Raw genomic sequence first — 16,541 nt, forward strand, 5'->3', positions numbered from 1 at the left:
GCGAGAACCCATGGCGCACTACAACCCGCGCGGGTAGCCATCGCAGCAGGGGTCCAGCGTGTCGACACTCCGATCCACCACGACGCTGTCCGGCGACAGCGCGCCCGTGCCGCTGTACCTGACCGATGAGACGGCACGGCCCGCATCCGGGGAGACTCTGCTCGCCGCCGCCCCGGCCACGACCGCCGCCCCGGCCCCGGCCCCGCCCCCTGCCCCGGCGGCCGCGGCGGCCGATGTCGTGATCGACGCGGTGGTGTTCATCGACCCCACGGCGGCGCCTGGCGGCGACGGCTCGGCGGACCAGCCCTTCACCAGCTGGGCCGAGGTCACCTTCGAACCCGGCACCGTCTACCTCCAGCGCGGCGGCACCACGGCGCAGGGCTTCGCGGTCACCGTCGATGCCAGTGCGCAGGCGCCGATCCTCATCGGCAGCTACGGCGAGGGACAGGCGCGCATCGAGGGCGGCGTCGCGATCGACGGTGCGGCGCATGTCGCGATCGACAATGTCGACCTGCGCGGCGGTCAGGCCTTCGGCATCGCGGTGATGGGCGATGCGGAACACGTCACCATCAGCAACAGCACCATCCACCACGGCCTGGGCGGCATCTACGTCGAGGGCGATGCGATGGCGGCGCTGACCGTCATCGGCAATACCATCCACGACAACGACACCATGGGCGTGTGGATCAACGGCGCCCTGGCCGAGGCGGACCGGCCCGCGGTGATCGCCGGCAACACGGTCTATCGCCAGGGGGAATCCGGCATCCTGGTGCATGGCAGCCACGTGCTGGTGGACGCCAACCTGGTGGTCAACAACGGCATCGCCGGGCTGACCGGCACCTCGGGCATCCACGTCATCGCCATGTCGGCCGAGGACGGCACCGGCCGCGACATCGTCATCAGCAACAACACCGTGGCCTATCAGCGCGAAGCCGATGGCTTCGACGGCCACGGCATCCAGCTCGACACCTTCGCCACCGGCAACCAGGTCATCGGCAACCGGGTCTTCGGCAATGACGGCCCCGGGATCACGCTCTACAGCGCCAGCGGCAACGTCGTCGCCGGCAACCTGCTCGAGGGCAATGCCGTCGATCCCTCCGGCACGCGGCTCGGCTTCGCCGCCAAGGCCGAGATCTTCATCGGCAATTCCGGCGTCGCCCCAGGCTTCTCGACCGACAACCTGGTGACCGACAACGTGGTGACCGCGACCACGCGCGACACCATCGCGATCACGCTGACAGCCGGCGCCGAGGCCGGCGGCAATGCGGTCGGCGGCAATACCATCCATCTCAGCGAGGGCACCGCCGGCTTCGCCTGGAGCAGCCTGCGCACGCAGGACGCCGACCTGTGGAACGCGCTCGCCGAGGGCGGCGGCGAGGACCTGCTGACCGGCACGCCGGCGGGCATCGCCATCGCGCTCGACCCCGCCATGCTCCTGACCGGCCATGTCGCCAATTCCACCTGGTTCGAGACGGTGGCGGTCACCGGCCCGCGCCGCCTGCTCGCGACCGCCGATCGCCCCGACATCACCGGCGGCACCTTCGACGACCGGCTGGCCGGCGATGCCGCGGCCAACCGCATCACAGGCGCGGGCGGGCACGACCTGCTGTCCGGCGGCGCCGGCGCCGACACCATCTCCGGCGGCGCCGGCGGCGACATCCTGGGCGGCGGCCTGGGCAACGACGTGCTGCGCGCCGGCGCGGATGGCGACCTGGTCTCCGGCGGCGCGGGCGCCGACAACCTGCTGGGCGAGGGCGGCGACGACCAGCTCGCCGGCGGCGATGGCGCCGACCGGCTGACCGGCGGCACCGGCAACGACATCCTGTCGGGCGGCACGGGGGCGGATGTCTTCGTCTTCGGCCCCGGCAGCGGCGGCGACCTCGTGCTCGACTTCGCGGCGGGCGTGGATCGGCTGGACCTGCGCGGCTTCGGCTTCGCGGACAGCGGCGGCCTGGCCATCCTGCAGGGGGACGGGGCAACGCTGGTCGCGCTCGGCGGCGACGACCTGGTGGTGCTGCTGGGCGTCGACGCCGCGGCGCTGGCGCAGCGCGACATCCTGATCTGACCCGCCAGTGGCCGGCGACGTGCCGGCCGTCCATACTGCCCGCGAGGCAAACCCCGCGGGTGGCATGCGCCGAACACCTCCTGGACCGATGCCGTCGCCCGCGGCCGCGCTGACCGGCGGCATCGCGGCCGCCATGGCGCCCGCACCGCCCGCCTTCGCCCCCGATGCGCCGCTCGCGGCGGTGCTTGCCGCCATGGCCACGTCCGGCGCCTCCGCCGCGCTCGCCATCGACGGATCGGGCCGCCCGGTCGGCATCCTGACCGAGCAGGACGTCACCCGCCGCGTCGCCTTCCGCCTGCCGGCCGACGCGCCGCTCGCCGCCGCCATGACCGCGCCGGTCGCCACCTGCGCCCAGGATGACGGGTTGTGGCGGGCGGTCGCGCTGCTGCGGCCGGGCCGGCTGCGCCACCTGCCGGTGATCGGCGCGGACGGGCGATGCATCGGCATCCTCCACCGCGACGAGACCCTGGCCGCGGTGTCCGGCCGGCTGCTGCTTCACCTCGATGCGCTGGCCGGCGACCACGCCGCGGTGAAGCGCGCCCAGGCGGGGGTGGCCTCCGCGCTGCGCGACGAAGGCGTGCCGGCGCGCGACGTGGTGGGGCTGGTCAGCGGCATCAACATCGACCTGCATCGCCGGGTGCTCGGCCGCGTGCTGGCCGACCACGGCACGCCGCCGGTCCCGTTCACGCTGCTGGTCATGGGCAGCGCCGGGCGCGGCGAGAGCCTGCTGCGCCCCGACCAGGACAACGGCTTCATCCTCGACGACTACCCCGATGCCCGGCACGGGCAGGTCGACGCCTGGTTCCGCCCGGTCGCGGAAGCCTTCAATGCCGGGCTCGACGCCGCCGGCTTCCCGCTGTGTCCCGGCGGGATCATGGCGCGCAACCCGCTGTGGCGGAAAACCCTGCCGCAATGGCAGCGGCAATTCGACCACTGGGCGATGCGGCGCGCCGGCGCGGCGCTGCTGTTCTCCGACATCGCCTTCGACTTCCGCGCCATTGCCGGGGACGCCGCGCCGGCCGCCGCCCTGCGGGCGCACCTGTCGCGCCTGCTGGCGGGCAGCCCTGCCCTGCTGGCAGCCATGGCCGCGCAGAACCAGGGGCTGACGGTCGGGCTCACGCTGTGGGGCGGCTTCACCGACGACGAACCCGGCCCCGGCACGCGCACCGACTTCAAGCTGCATGGGCTGATGCCGCTGGTCGCGGCGGCGCGGCTGATGGCGCTGCGCGACGGCATCGCCGCGACCGGCACGGTGGATCGCCTGGCCGCGCTGGCGCAGCACGGCACGCTGGCCGCGCGCGAAGCCGCGGCGCTGACCGAGGCCTTCGCCCTGCTGCTCGACACCGTGCTGCGGCAGCAACTGGCCGACCACGCCGCCGGTGCCGAGCCCGGCAACCTGGTGGACACCGCCGCGCTGCCCAAGCCCGACCGCACGGCCTTGCGCGATGCGCTGAAGGCGGTGCGGTCCTTCGCGCGCGGGTCGTTCGGGTCGTTCACCGGCCAGCTCTGGTAGTCAGAAATTCTCCGCCGACTGCGCGATCTGCGGCAGCATCCGGGTGCGGCGCAGCAGGTCGGGCAGGTCCGCGACACCGCGCGCGCCGGCACGCGCGACCAGCTGCGCCCACAGCGCGGCGGTTGCCTCGGCATCGCCCAGCGCCTGGTGGCGGCCCTCGATGACGATCCCCGCGCGCCCGCACAGCCCATCGAGCGAATGGTCCGGCTCCTGCGGGTCGAGCCAGCGCGACACCACCATGCTGCACAGCATCGGGTTCGGCACCGCCGGCGCGCCGCGGTGTTCCTCCATGAACAGCAGCGTGCGGTCGAAGGCGGCGTTGTGCGCCACCAGCACGGCATCCCCGGCGAAATCCAGGAAGGCGGCGATCGCCGCGGCGGGGCCCGGTGCGCCGCGCACCGCCTGGTCCGTGATGCCGTGATAGGCGATGCCGGCCGGCGGGATCGGCCGCCCCGGATCGACCAGCGTGGTGAAGCGGCCGACCGGCTCGGCATTGCGCAGCCGCACCGCGCCGATCGACAGCAGGCCATCGCCGTTGGTCGGCTTCAATCCAGTCGATTCCAGGTCGATCACGACATAGGCCAACGAGGCCAGCGGCCCGCCCGGCAGCGCGGCATGGAAATGCGCCCGCGCGCGCACGAAGTCGCGGGCCGAGGGCTTCAACCCCTTCGCGACGGCGGCGGCGGCGCGGCGGAGGATCCCGCTCATGCCACGCAGCCTGCCATGCGGCGCGGCGCCACGTCACGCACCCAGCGGCGCGGCGGTCGCCTCGCGCCGCCCGTCGCGCTTCAGCCATTGCCCGCGCGCCGCCAGGTCGCGCAGCTTCACCCACATCATCGCCGCCATCAGCGCATCCGCGAAGGCGTCATGCTGGCCAAGGTCGGGAATGCCCAGTTCGCGCCGGATGGACGCGAAGCGCAGATCCACCGTCGTGCCCGGCGGCGCCTTGCCATACTTGCGGTCGTAGTAGAGCGAGGAGACCTCGATGCGCCGGTTCGGCAGCCGGGCGCCGATCTGGTGCAGCGCATAGCGGTCGATCATGCGCACGTCGAAGTCGATGTAGTAGCCGACCAGCGGGCGCGGGCCGATGAAGCGCAGCAATTCCGGCAGCACCTCGGCCATCGGGCGGCCGCGGGCCACGTCGCGCCGGCGCAGCCCATGCACCTTGATCGACCCGGCCTCGGGCATGCGTTCGGGCTTCACCACCGCTTCGAAGCGCCGGCTGGCAGCGATGCGGTTGCCGATGACCGGGACGGCGGCGATGGCGACAATCTCGTCCACCCAGGGGTCGAGGCCGGTTGTCTCGCAATCGAGCGACACCGCCTCGTCCTCGGGCGGATCGTCCAGCAGGAACAGGAAATCCGGATCGGCCAGCGCGGCGCGCCAGAGACGACGGCGGAGCCACGCGATCATCGCTAGAAGACGCTCGTCTTGTAGCGCGTGGCGATGACCTCGCGGAACACGCGCACCACGCGCAGGCTGTCGCGCAATATGTCGCGGTCGGCGGCGGTCAGGCGGGAGGGGCGGACCAGCGCCTCCTCCTCCACGCTGGCGCGGCGCACCGCCTCGATCTGCGTCGCGATGCGATAGGCCATGAACACGCGCAGCGCGCCCAGCAGGTCGCGGCCGAGTTCCTCCTGCAGCGCGCCGGCGCCGACCAGCGCGGCGATGCGCGCGGCGGTGGGCGTGGCGGCGATCCCGCGATCCAGCGCCATGGTGCGGATGCCGTGCACGATCGGGAAGATTCCGGCCTTCTTGATGTCGATCGCGTCCTCGCCCACCCCCACGCTGGTCATCAGCGTGCTGAGCACGCCCAGCGACGGTGTCGCGAAGCTGTCGATCAGATGCGCGAAATGCGCCATCCGCGCAGCCTCCCCGCGCATCATGCGCAGCAGCGCGGCCTTGGTGTCGTCCAGCAAGGCGGTGCGCCCGGTCAGCGCCACGGCATCGAGGAAGATGGCGATGTTCATCGCCGCCTCGGGCGTGCGGGCATCGACCCAGCGGCGCAGCTGGCGCTCCATGCCAGCGGCGGTCTGCGACCACAGCGGGTTGCGCACCATCACGTTGCCCGGGCAGGGCGGGAAGCCGAAGGCATCGAGCGCGCCGGAGAAGGCCTCGCGGAACGCCGCGATATCGGCGTCCGGCACCTCGGCGGCCAGCAGCAGGCCGTTGTCCTGGTCGGTGCGCACGGTCTGCTCGGCGCGGCCCTCGCTGCCCATCAGCATCAGGCAGCCCTCGGCGCGGATGCTGGCGGGCGCCACCAGGTCGAACAGCCGCACGAACAGGCGGCGATTGAGGTCGGAGGTGATCTCGGCGATCACCTCGACCTTCACGCCCTGGCGGTGCAGGCGTTCGACCTGGTCCTGGATGGCGCGCGCGGGCTCGGCCAGTTCCGCCACGTCGCGCGCGGCATCGATGCGGCGGGGGATCAGCTGCGAATTGCCGGCGAAGCGGCCGAGCAGGTCGATATCCTCGAGGAAGCCCACGAAGCCATCGCCATCGCGCACCGCAAGGCGCCGCTTGTTGTGGCGCGTCATGGCCAGCAGCGCATCCAGCAGCAGGTCGTCGGCGGCGACCGCGACGATCCCGAAATTGGCCAGCGCGCCGACCGGCGTGGACAGAGGCAGCGCCTTCAGCACAGCCGCCTTCGCCAGGTTCATGCCGGTGACGACGCCGATCCGGGCACCGTCGCGCACGAACAGCGCATTCACATCCGCCGCGGCCATCAGCGCGCCGGCCTGCTCGATGCTGGCGCCGGCGTCGATGAATTCGGCGCGGTGGCGCATGGCATCGCGCACGCGCGCGCGCAGCACGGATTCCATGCCGCCTTCGGGCCGCCGCGCCTCGGCGAAGGCCTCCAGCTTGCGCGAGACATCGGCGTAGAAGAACGCCGCGAAGGCCGCGTTGCGCGCGATCAGCCGGCGCACCAGCGCACCCGGCAGCAGGATGCACAGCGTCTCCTCGGCGGCGCGGAAATCCTCGCCCGCCGCGCCATGCACCAGGGCGCGGCTGTCGAAGCTGTCGCGCGGGCCGAGCACGCCTTGCAGCGCCTCCCCCTCGCGCGCCTCGACCGCGCCCTTGAGGACCACGTGCAGCACATCGGCAGCCGCGCCGCGGGCGATGATGGTCTCGCCCGGGGCGAAGTAGCCGATGTCGGCGGCGGCGCGCAGTTCCTCGGCCTCCGGCTGGGTCAGCCGGTCGAAGGGCGGGTTCTGCGTGTCGAAGCCGGTCGCCATGGCTGTGCCGGCGCGGCCCTTGCGGGGGCCGCGCCGCGCGCCTCAGTGCATATGCGCCGAGGACGCGCCGATGCCGGTCTCGGAGCGCACGTATTGCGCGTCGAACCCGGCCTTCTCGGCCTTCGACTGGGCGCTGTTGTCCAGCTTCGAGAACAGCCAGATCCCCACGAAGGCAATGGTCATCGAGAACAGCGCCGGGTTGTCGTAGGGGAAGACCGCCTCCGCATGGCCCAGCGTCTGCACCCAGACCGCCTTCGACAGCACCACCATCACCACCGCGCTGGCCAGGCCCAGGAAGCCGCCGATCAGCGACCCGCGCGTGGTGGTGCCGCGCCAGAACACCGACATCAGCAGCACCGGGAAGTTGCACGATGCCGCGACGGCGAAGGCCAGGCCCACCATGAAGGCGACGTTCTGGTTCTCGAACACATAGCCCAGCACGATCGCGACGATGCCGATCACCACCGCCGAGATCTTCGAGATCCGCACCTCCTTCTGTTCATCGGCGCGGCCGCGCGCGATCACCTCGGCATAGAGGTCGTGGCTGACCGCGGAGGCGCCCGCCAGCGTGAGCCCCGCCACCACCGCGAGGATGGTCGCAAACGCCACCGCCGAGATGAAGCCGAGGAACAGCGACCCGCCCACCGCGGCGGACAGGTGCACCGCCGCCATGTTGGTCCCGCCCAGCAGCCCGGTGATGCGGTTGATCACGCCCCCCGCGCCCGCCGTGTAGAAGCTGTCATCGGTCATCAGGAAGGTGATGGCGCCGAAGCCGATGATGAAGGTCAGGATGTAGAAATACGCGATGAAGCCGGTCGCGTAGAAGACCGACTTGCGCGCCGCCTGCGCGTCGCTGACGGTGAAGAACCGCATCAGGATATGCGGCAGACCCGCCGTGCCGAACATCAGCGCGAGGCCGAGCGAGATCGCCGAGACCGGGTCCGACACCAGCGCGCCCGGCGCCATGATGGCATCGTGGCGCGGATGCACGCGCACGGCATCCGCGAACATCGCCTCGGGGCTGAAGCCGTAGCGCCACAGCACCATGAAGGCCATGAAGGACGCGCCGGCCAGCAGCAGGCAGGCCTTGATGATCTGCACCCAGGTCGTCGCCTTCATGCCGCCGAAGGCGACATAGACGATCATCAGGATGCCCACGATCACCACGGCGTACAGGTATTCCAGCCCGAACAGCAGCTGGATCAGCTTCCCCGCGCCAACCATCTGCGCGATCAGGTAGAAGGCCACCACCACCAGCGTGCCGGTCGCCGACAGGATGCGGATGGATGTCGGCTCCAGCCGGAACGACGCGACATCGGCGAAGGTGAACTTGCCCAGGTTGCGCAGCCGCTCCGCGATCAGGAACAGGATCACCGGCCAGCCCACCAGGAAGCCGATCGAATAGATCAGCCCGTCGAAGCCCGACGCGAAGACGAGGCCCGAGATGCCCAGGAACGACGCTGCCGACATGTAGTCCCCGGCGATCGCCAACCCGTTCTGGAAGCCGGTGATGCCGCCGCCCGCGGCATAGAAATCCGCCGCCGAACGCGTCTGCATCGCCGCCCGCCAGGTGATGCCCAGCGTGCCAAGCACGAACAGGAAGAACATCACGATCGCCGCCCAGTTCAGCGCCTGGCGATCGACCTCGCCCTCCAGCGCGCCGGCGGCATGCGCGGCGGTTGCGGTCGCGGCCAGCGCCGCGGCGATCCACAGCAGGCGCCTCATGACTCCAACTCCGCCTTGAGGCGCGCGGTCATCGCGTCGAACTCGCCATTGGCGCGCCGCACATAGATGCCGGTCAGCAGGAAGGCCGAGACGATCACCACCAGCCCCAGCACGATGCCGAGCGAGGTCACGCCGCCGCCCACCTTCATCGCCAGCAGCGGCTTGGCGAAGGCGACCAGCGCGATGAAGCCGAAATAGATCACCAGCATGATGACCGAGAGGGTCCAGGCGAAGCCGGCGCGTCGCCGGACCAGCTCCTGGAATTGCGGGCTGTTCAGCACCCGCAGATGCGCGTCGTCACTCATGGCCTGGCCTTCCTGTTGCCTGGCGCCTGTCCCGGTCGCAGCCGCGTGGCACCCATAGACGCGCCGCGCATGGCGAAGCTTGATCTGGCGCAACAGGCGCGCGGGCCTTGCCTGCCGCCGCCGGGGCGGTCCAGGCTTGCGGCAACCGAGGGGGGAACCGCGCATGACGACGGGCTACGACGCGACCTATGCGCGCTGGCAGCAGGACCCGGCCGGCTGGTGGCTGGCCGCCGCGACGGGCATCGCCTGGGACACGCCGCCGTCGCGCGCCTTCGATCCCGCGCTCGGCGTCTATGGCCGCTGGTTCCCCGACGGGCGGCTGAACACCTGCTTCAACGCGGTGGACCGCCACGTCGCCGCCGGACGCGGCGACCAGGCCGCGATCATCTGGGACAGCCCGATGACCGGGCAGGTCGTCACCATCACCTATGCGCGACTGCTCGACCGCGTCGCGCGCCTGGCCGGGGCGCTCGCCGCGCGCGGCGTGGGCACCGGCGACCGCGTCGTCATCTACATGCCGATGGTGCCCGAAGCGGCGATCGCGATGCTCGCCTGCGCGCGGCTCGGCGCCGTGCATTCGGTGGTGTTCGGCGGCTTCGCGGCGGCCGAGCTCGCGGCGCGCATCGCCGATGCGAAGCCGCGCGCCATCGTCACGGCCTCCTGCGGGCTCGAACCCGGGCGCATCGTGAAATACAAGCCGCTGATCGATGCCGCGATCGCGCTGTCACCACACAAGCCGTCATCGGTGCTGATCCTGCAGCGCCCGCAATCGCCCTGCGACCTGATCCCCGGCCGCGACGAGGACCTGCTGGACGCCGAGGCCGCCGCCGCGCCGCATGCCTGCGTCAGCGTGGCGGCGACCGATCCGCTCTATATCCTCTATACCTCGGGCACGACGGGCGCGCCCAAGGGCATCCTGCGCGACAATGGCGGGCACGCGGTGGCGCTGCACACCTCCATGTCCATGGTCTATGGCGTCGGGCCGGGCGACGTGTACTGGGCCGCGTCGGATGTCGGCTGGGTGGTGGGCCATTCCTACATCGTCTACGCGCCGCTGCTGGCCGGCTGCACCACCGTGCTGTTCGAGGGCAAGCCGGTCGGCACGCCCGATGCCGGCACCTTCTGGCGGGTCTGCGCGCAGCACGGCGTGAAGGTGCTGTTCACCGCCCCCACCGCGATCCGCGCCATCAAGAAGGAAGACCCCGAGGGCGCGTTGCTGATGCGCCACGACCTGTCGAAGCTGGAGGCGCTGTACCTGGCGGGCGAGCGCTGCGACCCCGACACCATCACCTGGTCGCAACGCCTGCTCGGCAAGCCGGTGGTGGACCATTGGTGGCAGACCGAGACCGGCTGGACCATCACCGGCAATTTCCGTGGCCTCGGCCTGTTCCCGACCAGGCCCGGCTCCGGCGGCAAGCCCGCGCCGGGCTACGACGTGGTGGTGCTCGACGAAGCGAACCAGGAAGTGCCGCGCGGGCAGATCGGCAGCCTCGCGATCCGGCTGCCGCTGCCGCCCTCCGCGCTGCCCACGCTGTTCAACGCGGACGACCGGTTCCGCGAGGCCTATCTCGCGGCGCATCCCGGCTATTACAGCACCGCGGATGCCGGGATGATCGACGCCGAGGGCTATGTCTCGGTGATGAGCCGCACCGACGACATCATCAACGTCGCCGGCCACCGGCTGTCGACCGGCGCGATGGAGGAAGTGCTCGCCGCCCACCCCGACGTCGCGGAATGCGCCGTGGTCGGCGTGCGCGACACGCTGAAGGGCCAGGTGCCGCTCGGGCTTGTCGTGCTGAAATCCGGCGTCAGCCGCGCCGATGCCGACATCGCCACGGACCTGGTCGCCATGGTGCGCGACCGCATCGGCCCCGTCGCCGCCTTCAAGGAGGCGCGCGTGGTGGCGCGCCTGCCCAAGACGCGTTCCGGGAAAATCCTGCGCGCCACGCTGCGCAAGATCGCCGATGGCGACGACTACATCGTGCCGCCCACCATCGACGACCCGCTGATCCTGGAGGAAGTGACGGGCGTGCTGAAGGCCGCGATGCGCTGACGCGTCAGTCCAGCGCGGCATCCTCGACCAGCATCACCAGTTCGCGCCCGGTGCCGGGTTCGCGCACCGCGCCGCTGAAGTCGAGCCGGAGTTCGTTCAGCCCGGCCCGCAGCACGAGGTCGATCGCCAGCACGTGCGCCTCGCGCAGGCCCGATCCGGCCGCCGCCAGCGCCACCGGCGCATCGCCGTTCAGCGCGGCGCCGATCTCCTGGCTGGGCAGCAGGCTGCGATAGCGCAGCACGAGCCGGGCCGGGCCGTCCTGCGGGGATTCCACCACCAGCCGCGCGCTGCGCGCGACGATCCAGCGCACCCCGGCCGGAATGCCGAGTTCCTCGAAAGGGCCTTCCTCCGCCCCGATGCCCGCGCACAGGTCCCAGCGGATCCGACGTTCGCCGGGCGGCGCGGCGGCCGGCTCGGCTGCGGTCACGGGCTCCGGCGGAAGCGCCGCCGACAGCGCCACGCCCGCGGCGGTCCCGGCCATCGGCGCCGCACCGGCCGCCACCAGCACCGGCACCGGCCCATCCGCCGCGCCGCCGACCAGGTCCCAGGCCAAGGGCGTTCCCTGGCGCAGCAGCGCCGGCGGCAGCGTCGCGGTCGCGAGCCATCCCTTGCCCTCGGCGCTGACCACGAGCGGCACCGGCACGGCATTCACGTAGAAGGCAAGCCCGCGGATGGCGGGCACCTGCGCCGCGGCGAAGCGCAGCGCGACCACGCAAGGGGTCGCGGCATCGGCCACGACATCGCCGCTCACCGCCGGCGCCACGGGCCAGCCGCCGCCCGCCGCCGCCGCCGAGAGCACCCGCGCCACCGGCCCATCCTGCGGGCGCGCCAGCCGCGCCGCGGCATCCTGTGCCACCGGTCCGACCCGCAGGCCGGCCACCAGCACGCCCAGGTCGCGCGCCTCGTTGGCAGGGCGATAGGTGAAGGGCAGGCGCAGCTTCAGCGTCACGCGCGGTTGCGCGCGCCCCGGCCCCGGCCCCTGCACCACGAGCCGCGCCCCGCGGCCGATGCGCGTGCTGGACAACGTCGCGGGGCCCGTCCCGGCCACCGCCTCGCAGCGGTCGAGCTGATCGGCGCCGAAGAAGGACAGCAGCGTGACCTCGACCTCCCAGGGCTCGTCGAAGGGCCAGTCGAAGGCGATCACCGGCTCCTGCGCGGTCCAGCGCACCTGGCGGCCATCGACCGTCTCGGGGCGGTGCCAGCCGGCCTCCAGGCGCAGCAGGTCGATCGTCGCGTGCTGCGCGCGCCGCACCAGCGTGGCGGTCGCCTTGTGCCGCACCCACAGCGCGGCGACCTGGTCGACCAGCGCGGCGGCGCCGTTCGCGGCGCGGAAGCGTAGGCCCGCCGCGACCGATGCCGCCTCCAGCGCCGCGATGCGCGGCAGTGCCTCGGCGAAGGCGCCGGCGATCCCATCGACGCCGTGCGCGGCGTAGGTCACATGCCCCGCACCCCAGTGCCGCGCCTCGTGCTCCAGCCAGGTGCCCGCCGGCACCACCACCGGCAGGCCCAGGCTGATCGCCTCCCACAGCACCCCCGAGGATTTGCGCCGGTACAGCACAGGGTCGTAGGGGAACAGCGCGATGCGCGCGCCGCGCAGCAGGTCGAGATACGCCCCCGGCGCCAGGCGTCCCGTCGCCACTTCGATATTGGGCGCGCCGGGGGGCAGCGCCGCCAGCGCCTCGGTGGCCGCCCGCGCCTCGCCCCAGGCCGAGGCGCCGTTCACATGCGCCGCGAAGCGCCATTCGGGATGCGCCCCGGCCAGGCGCGGCAGCAGCGCGGGCAGCAGGGCCACGCCCTTGTCGATGCGCGCATCGCCGGCGAACAGCAGCGCGCGTTGCGCCGGCACGGCCGATCCGGGTTCGGGGCGGATCGGCAGCGGATGCGGCGCGACCTTGCGGCACAGCAGCGCGGAGAACTCCGCCGCATGCTGCCCGCCGCTGGCGAAGATGTGCACCGGCGGCCCGGCCTCCTGGGCGATGCGGTCGGCCAGGCGGTAGAACAGCGCGCGCAGCGGGTCCTCCACCGCCGATTCTCCCCCGGCATCCACCGCGACGCCCGAGGGAAACATCAGGTGCACCACGAACAGCGGCGCCTCGATCGGATCGAACCCCTTCATCCAGCCGAGGAAGCCGGCCAGGTGATTCTCGGTGGTGGTCGGCACCAGCACGCAGTCCGTCGGGCGGAAGTCCCCGCGCGGCAGGGCGGCCAGCTCGTCCTGCAGCAGGTCGTTGAACGCACGGTAGTCATCGAGCCGCCCGGTCACCGGGTCGGTGCTGCGCACGGCATAGGTCGTCTCGGTGAAATGCGGCAGGATCCGCACGCCCTCGATCGTGGTGGCGGCGAAGCGGCGATGCGCGATGATCGTCGCCGCCTCCCCGCGCGCGATCGCCTCCTTCGCGATCGCCAGGTCATACGCGAGGTGATGCCCCGCCTCCCCCTCCAGGTTGGGGTCGAGGATGATGAGAGTCATGCGGGCACCTCGGTGAGGGCGGCCACCAGCGCGCCGAGCCCGACGCCGCGCAGCATCGGGTGTCGCGCGAGGTGGCGCAGCAATGCGCCGCTGGCCTCCTGCGTCGCGCCATCGGCGCGCGCGAGCAGCAGCATGTCGGCCAGCGCGGCCAGCGCGGCATCGAGGTCGGCCTCGCGCAGCGCCGCATCCATCCGCGCGCGCGTGGCCGCCAGGTCGTCAGGGCCGCGCCGCACCGGGGCGGACACCGCCCGCGGCCAGGCGCCGGCAAGGCTGGGCGAGGCGCCGTGATGGGCGCGCAGCAGCACCAGGCAATGCAGCGGCGGCGCCGGCGCGCTGACGCGCAGCGCCTCCGGCGCCACGACATCGCAGCCGGCGAAGGCGCAGCCCTCCAGCACGGTGAAGTCCAGCACCTGGCCATCGGCCCGATGCAGGCGCGCCGCCGCATCCGCACCGGTGGCCCAGACCGCGAGGCGCCCGTGGCCGGGCGCGGTGAAGCGCGCCGCGACGCCATCGCCCTCGGCGATCCAGGCGGCCGGCGGCAGGACCACCACGCGGCTCATGCGCGCGCCCCCGCGATCGCCGCATAGAGCGCGGCATGGCGCGCCGCGATATGCGGCCAGTCCAGCGCCTCCGCCCGGGCCCGCGCCGCGCGGCCCAGTGCGGCGGCGGCCGCGCGGTTGCCCGCCAGCGACAGCACCGCATCGGCCAGCGCGCGCGCATCGCCGGGCGGGCCGACCAGCGCGGCGCCGGCGGTCATCTCGGCCACCCCGCCGACATCGGTGCTCACCACCGGCCGACCGCAGGCCATGGCTTCCAGGATCGCGTTGTTCGCGGTGGCGTCGGTCAGCGGCAGCAACAACGCATCGGCGTCGCGATAGGCCTCGCGCAGCGCCTCGTCCGGCAGCCCGGCCTCGACCTCGACACCCGCCGGCACGCCGCGCGGCGGATTGGGCGAGACGATCCGCAGCCGCGCATCGAGCCCGGCCCCGCGCAGCAGCGCCAGCGTGGCGAACAGCGTCTCGAAGTCGCGCAGCCAATGCCCCACGGCGAGCAGGCGGAAGCCATCGCCCGGCGCCTGCGGGGCCGGCGTGAAGAAGCCGGCATCGATGCCGTGCGGGATGACATGCAGGCGTTCGGGCGGCAGCAGCCCGGCCAGCGCACTGCGTTGCGCCTCGCACAGCACGACCACGGCATCCAGCGCCGCCAGCAGCGCCGGGTTCACCATGCCGGCCAGCAGCGCGGGCGGCTGGTGGAAGGTCGCGGCCATGGCCGGGCGCCGCCCGCCCTGGAACAGCGCGGGCGGGATGCGCGGCAGCAGCCACAGCGCCAGCTCGCCGTCGATCGCATGCACCAGGTCGAAGCGCGCATCGGCGCATTCCGCCAGGATCTCGGTTTCCGCCAACCAGGCATTGCCCTGCTGCCCGAAGGGCACGGTGCCGAGCAGCCGACCCCAGTCGCGCCAGGCGCCGGCCTCGATGCCGGCCAGCGTGGCGCCGAGCGGCGTCGCGCGGATGGCGGCGTCGATCCCCTCGGGCAGGTGGCGCAGGAACTGCCATGGCCCCGACCGCGCGCCGTGATGCGCGTGCTGCGCGCGCAGCGCCATGACGCGCAGCGCGCCCGGTGCGGGCGGCGCGGCCGGCGCCACCGCCACGCCCGCCACCGCCGGCCCAGCGGCATCGCGCAGCAGCAGGTTGGCCGGGAAGCGCAGGAAGGGCGCGCCGGGCACCGCCGCCACCTCGACCGGCGCCTGCGCGAAGGCGCGCAGCGCGCGGCCATGCGCGGCCGCGTCGGTGGCGCGGCCTCCGCCGGCCAGGTCGCGATACAGCGCCGCGAGCCGCGCGCCGACCACCGGGATGGCGTTCTCCGCCTCCACCTGCGCGCGCGCCGAGGCGCGCAGCCCGGCATCGCCATGGTGGCGTGCAACGAAGCGCAGAAGTGCCTCGGCCAATGCCTCCGCCGTCGCGGCCCCGGCCAGCACGCCGCTGCTGCCCTCGCGCACCAGTTCCGGCAAGCCGCCCACCGGGGTGGCCAGGCAGGGCGTGCCGCAGGCCAGCGCCTCCAGCGCCACGTTCGGGTAGTTGTCCTCGAGCGAGGGTATGCAGGCGAGATCCGACGCGCCGAGGATGTCGGCCAGCACCGCATCCTCTGCCACCTCGCCGAAATCGAGCCGGCGCAGGCCCGCGACCGGCGGCAGCGCGGACTTGCCGAAGCCCGCCACCGCCACCTGCGCGCCCGGCGGCAGCAGCGCCGCCAGGCGGCCATCCGCGGCCAGGGCGTGCAGCGCCTCCATCAGCAGCGCGCCGCCCTTGCGGGCCTCGCGGTTGTCATGCGCGCCGGCGACCAGCAGCAGGTCCTGCGGCGCCAGGCCCCAGGCCGCGCGCAGCCCGTCGCGGTCGGGCTGGGGCGCGAAGGCGTCGGTCTCGACGGCGTTCGGAATCGTCTCGATGCGGCAGCCGCGCAGGATGGCGCTCTCGGCCGCGCGCGCCGCCATCCAGGCCGACGGCGCGACCACCACCGGGCCTGGCGCGGACCACGCGGCGCGCTTTTCCGCGAAGGCATTGGGCACCAGCGACCAGGCATCGGCCAGCTGCGGGCATTGCAGGCAGGCCGTGCGGTACTGCTCGCAGCCGGCCGGGTAATGGCAGCCGCCGGTCATCGGCCACAGGTCGTGCAGCGTCCAGACCACCTGCCGCCCGGCCGCCAGCCAGTGGCGCAGCGTGGCGGGCGACACCGCCCAGGATGTCCAATGCAGGTGGATCACGTCGGCCGCGTCGAACAGCGCCTGGCCTTCCAGCGCCAGGGCCGGATGCGCGATCGAGAACAGCGTGTTGGTCGCCGCGCGCCGCGCCGACTGCACGACGCCCCATTGCACGCGCTCGTGCAGCGCCTTCGCCAGCGCCGCCTCGCCGGGCAGTTCGGGTGGGCGCGGGCGCAGCAGGATGTCGTCCGGCGCGCCGGCTTCGCCCGCGAGGAAGGCGAAGGCCGACAGCAGCCCGGCCGCGCGCGTCGCGAGATGCGCCCGCCGGCCCGCCCGCCCGGCGCCACCCGCAGCGCCGTGCGAGACATGCATGACCGTCACTGCCAAATCGCGCCCAGCCCCCGCCGCGTCCCTCGCATCGCGGTGCGGCGGCGGTATACCGCGCCCCGGGCAGGGTCAAGCGCGGCGCCGGGAAA

Annotated in this window: 11 protein-coding genes; 3 read left to right on the forward strand and 8 right to left on the reverse strand. The window is 73.1% G+C overall.

Annotated features, from left to right (window positions below; all coding sequences use genetic code 11):
- The first annotated feature begins 58 nt into the window (after positions 1–58).
- Complete coding sequence (locus LQ222_RS13385; RefSeq protein ID WP_230167059.1) at positions 59–2,065, forward strand: right-handed parallel beta-helix repeat-containing protein; 2,007 nt, start codon at positions 59–61, stop codon at positions 2,063–2,065.
- Between the two features lie 88 nt (positions 2,066–2,153).
- Positions 2,154–3,578 carry a DUF294 nucleotidyltransferase-like domain-containing protein gene (locus LQ222_RS13390; protein ID WP_230167061.1) on the forward strand — a complete coding sequence of 475 codons (1,425 nt, stop codon included), beginning with the start codon at positions 2,154–2,156 and terminating at the stop codon, positions 3,576–3,578.
- On the opposite strand, the gene LQ222_RS13395 is transcribed toward LQ222_RS13390, so the two are convergent.
- From LQ222_RS13395 to LQ222_RS13415, 5 genes are read right to left on the reverse strand one after another with little or no spacing between them, the layout of a single operon-like run.
- Positions 3,579–4,286, reverse strand: a complete 708-nt coding sequence (locus LQ222_RS13395; RefSeq protein ID WP_230167063.1) for a PolC-type DNA polymerase III — start codon at positions 4,284–4,286, stop codon at positions 3,579–3,581.
- A 33-nt stretch (positions 4,287–4,319) separates the two neighbouring features.
- Complete coding sequence (locus LQ222_RS13400; protein WP_230167064.1) at positions 4,320–4,991, reverse strand: 3'-5' exonuclease; 672 nt, start codon at positions 4,989–4,991, stop codon at positions 4,320–4,322.
- 2 nt (positions 4,992–4,993) lie between these two features.
- Positions 4,994–6,814, reverse strand: a complete 1,821-nt coding sequence (locus tag LQ222_RS13405; protein ID WP_230167066.1) for a DUF294 nucleotidyltransferase-like domain-containing protein — start codon at positions 6,812–6,814, stop codon at positions 4,994–4,996.
- 42 nt (positions 6,815–6,856) lie between these two features.
- A complete protein-coding gene (locus LQ222_RS13410; RefSeq protein WP_230167068.1) occupies positions 6,857–8,539 on the reverse strand; it encodes a cation acetate symporter in 1,683 nt (560 codons plus the stop codon).
- Positions 8,536–8,844, reverse strand: a complete 309-nt coding sequence (locus LQ222_RS13415; protein WP_230167070.1) for a DUF485 domain-containing protein — start codon at positions 8,842–8,844, stop codon at positions 8,536–8,538. The genes LQ222_RS13410 and LQ222_RS13415 overlap by 4 nt, the downstream gene beginning before the upstream one ends.
- Before the next feature lie 163 nt (positions 8,845–9,007).
- Between LQ222_RS13415 and LQ222_RS13420 the strand changes: the two genes are divergently transcribed.
- Complete coding sequence (locus tag LQ222_RS13420; RefSeq protein WP_230167072.1) at positions 9,008–10,897, forward strand: AMP-binding protein; 1,890 nt, start codon at positions 9,008–9,010, stop codon at positions 10,895–10,897.
- Between the two features lie 4 nt (positions 10,898–10,901).
- Here LQ222_RS13420 and LQ222_RS13425 read toward each other — a convergent pair whose 3' ends face one another.
- From LQ222_RS13425 to LQ222_RS13435, 3 genes are read right to left on the reverse strand one after another with little or no spacing between them, the layout of a single operon-like run.
- Positions 10,902–13,367 carry a hypothetical protein gene (locus LQ222_RS13425; RefSeq protein WP_230167074.1) on the reverse strand — a complete coding sequence of 822 codons (2,466 nt, stop codon included), beginning with the start codon at positions 13,365–13,367 and terminating at the stop codon, positions 10,902–10,904.
- The gene (locus LQ222_RS13430; protein ID WP_230167076.1) at positions 13,364–13,927 is read right to left on the reverse strand and encodes a hypothetical protein; all 564 of its coding nucleotides are present in this window, start codon (positions 13,925–13,927) and stop codon (positions 13,364–13,366) included. The genes LQ222_RS13425 and LQ222_RS13430 overlap by 4 nt, the downstream gene beginning before the upstream one ends.
- Positions 13,924–16,437 (reverse strand): glycosyltransferase, encoded by a 2,514-nt coding sequence (locus LQ222_RS13435; protein ID WP_230167077.1) that lies wholly within the window; start codon positions 16,435–16,437, stop codon positions 13,924–13,926. The genes LQ222_RS13430 and LQ222_RS13435 overlap by 4 nt, the downstream gene beginning before the upstream one ends.
- Positions 16,438–16,541 lie beyond the last annotated feature (104 nt).

The sequence above is a fragment of the Roseomonas sp. CECT 9278 genome (assembly GCF_918698155.1).
Lineage (GTDB): Bacteria > Pseudomonadota > Alphaproteobacteria > Acetobacterales > Acetobacteraceae > Neoroseomonas.

Coding starts and splice junctions, on each gene's coding strand:
- LQ222_RS13390 (WP_230167061.1), top strand. CDS start 2,154: ATGCCGTCGCCCGCGGCCGCGCTGACCGGCGGCATCGCGGCCGCCATG.
- LQ222_RS13395 (WP_230167063.1), bottom strand. CDS start 4,286: ATGAGCGGGATCCTCCGCCGCGCCGCCGCCGCCGTCGCGAAGGGGTTG.
- LQ222_RS13400 (WP_230167064.1), bottom strand. CDS start 4,991: ATGATCGCGTGGCTCCGCCGTCGTCTCTGGCGCGCCGCGCTGGCCGAT.
- LQ222_RS13405 (WP_230167066.1), bottom strand. CDS start 6,814: ATGGCGACCGGCTTCGACACGCAGAACCCGCCCTTCGACCGGCTGACC.
- LQ222_RS13410 (WP_230167068.1), bottom strand. CDS start 8,539: ATGAGGCGCCTGCTGTGGATCGCCGCGGCGCTGGCCGCGACCGCAACC.
- LQ222_RS13415 (WP_230167070.1), bottom strand. CDS start 8,844: ATGAGTGACGACGCGCATCTGCGGGTGCTGAACAGCCCGCAATTCCAG.
- LQ222_RS13420 (WP_230167072.1), top strand. CDS start 9,008: ATGACGACGGGCTACGACGCGACCTATGCGCGCTGGCAGCAGGACCCG.
- LQ222_RS13425 (WP_230167074.1), bottom strand. CDS start 13,367: ATGACTCTCATCATCCTCGACCCCAACCTGGAGGGGGAGGCGGGGCAT.
- LQ222_RS13430 (WP_230167076.1), bottom strand. CDS start 13,927: ATGAGCCGCGTGGTGGTCCTGCCGCCGGCCGCCTGGATCGCCGAGGGC.
- LQ222_RS13435 (WP_230167077.1), bottom strand. CDS start 16,437: ATGCATGTCTCGCACGGCGCTGCGGGTGGCGCCGGGCGGGCGGGCCGG.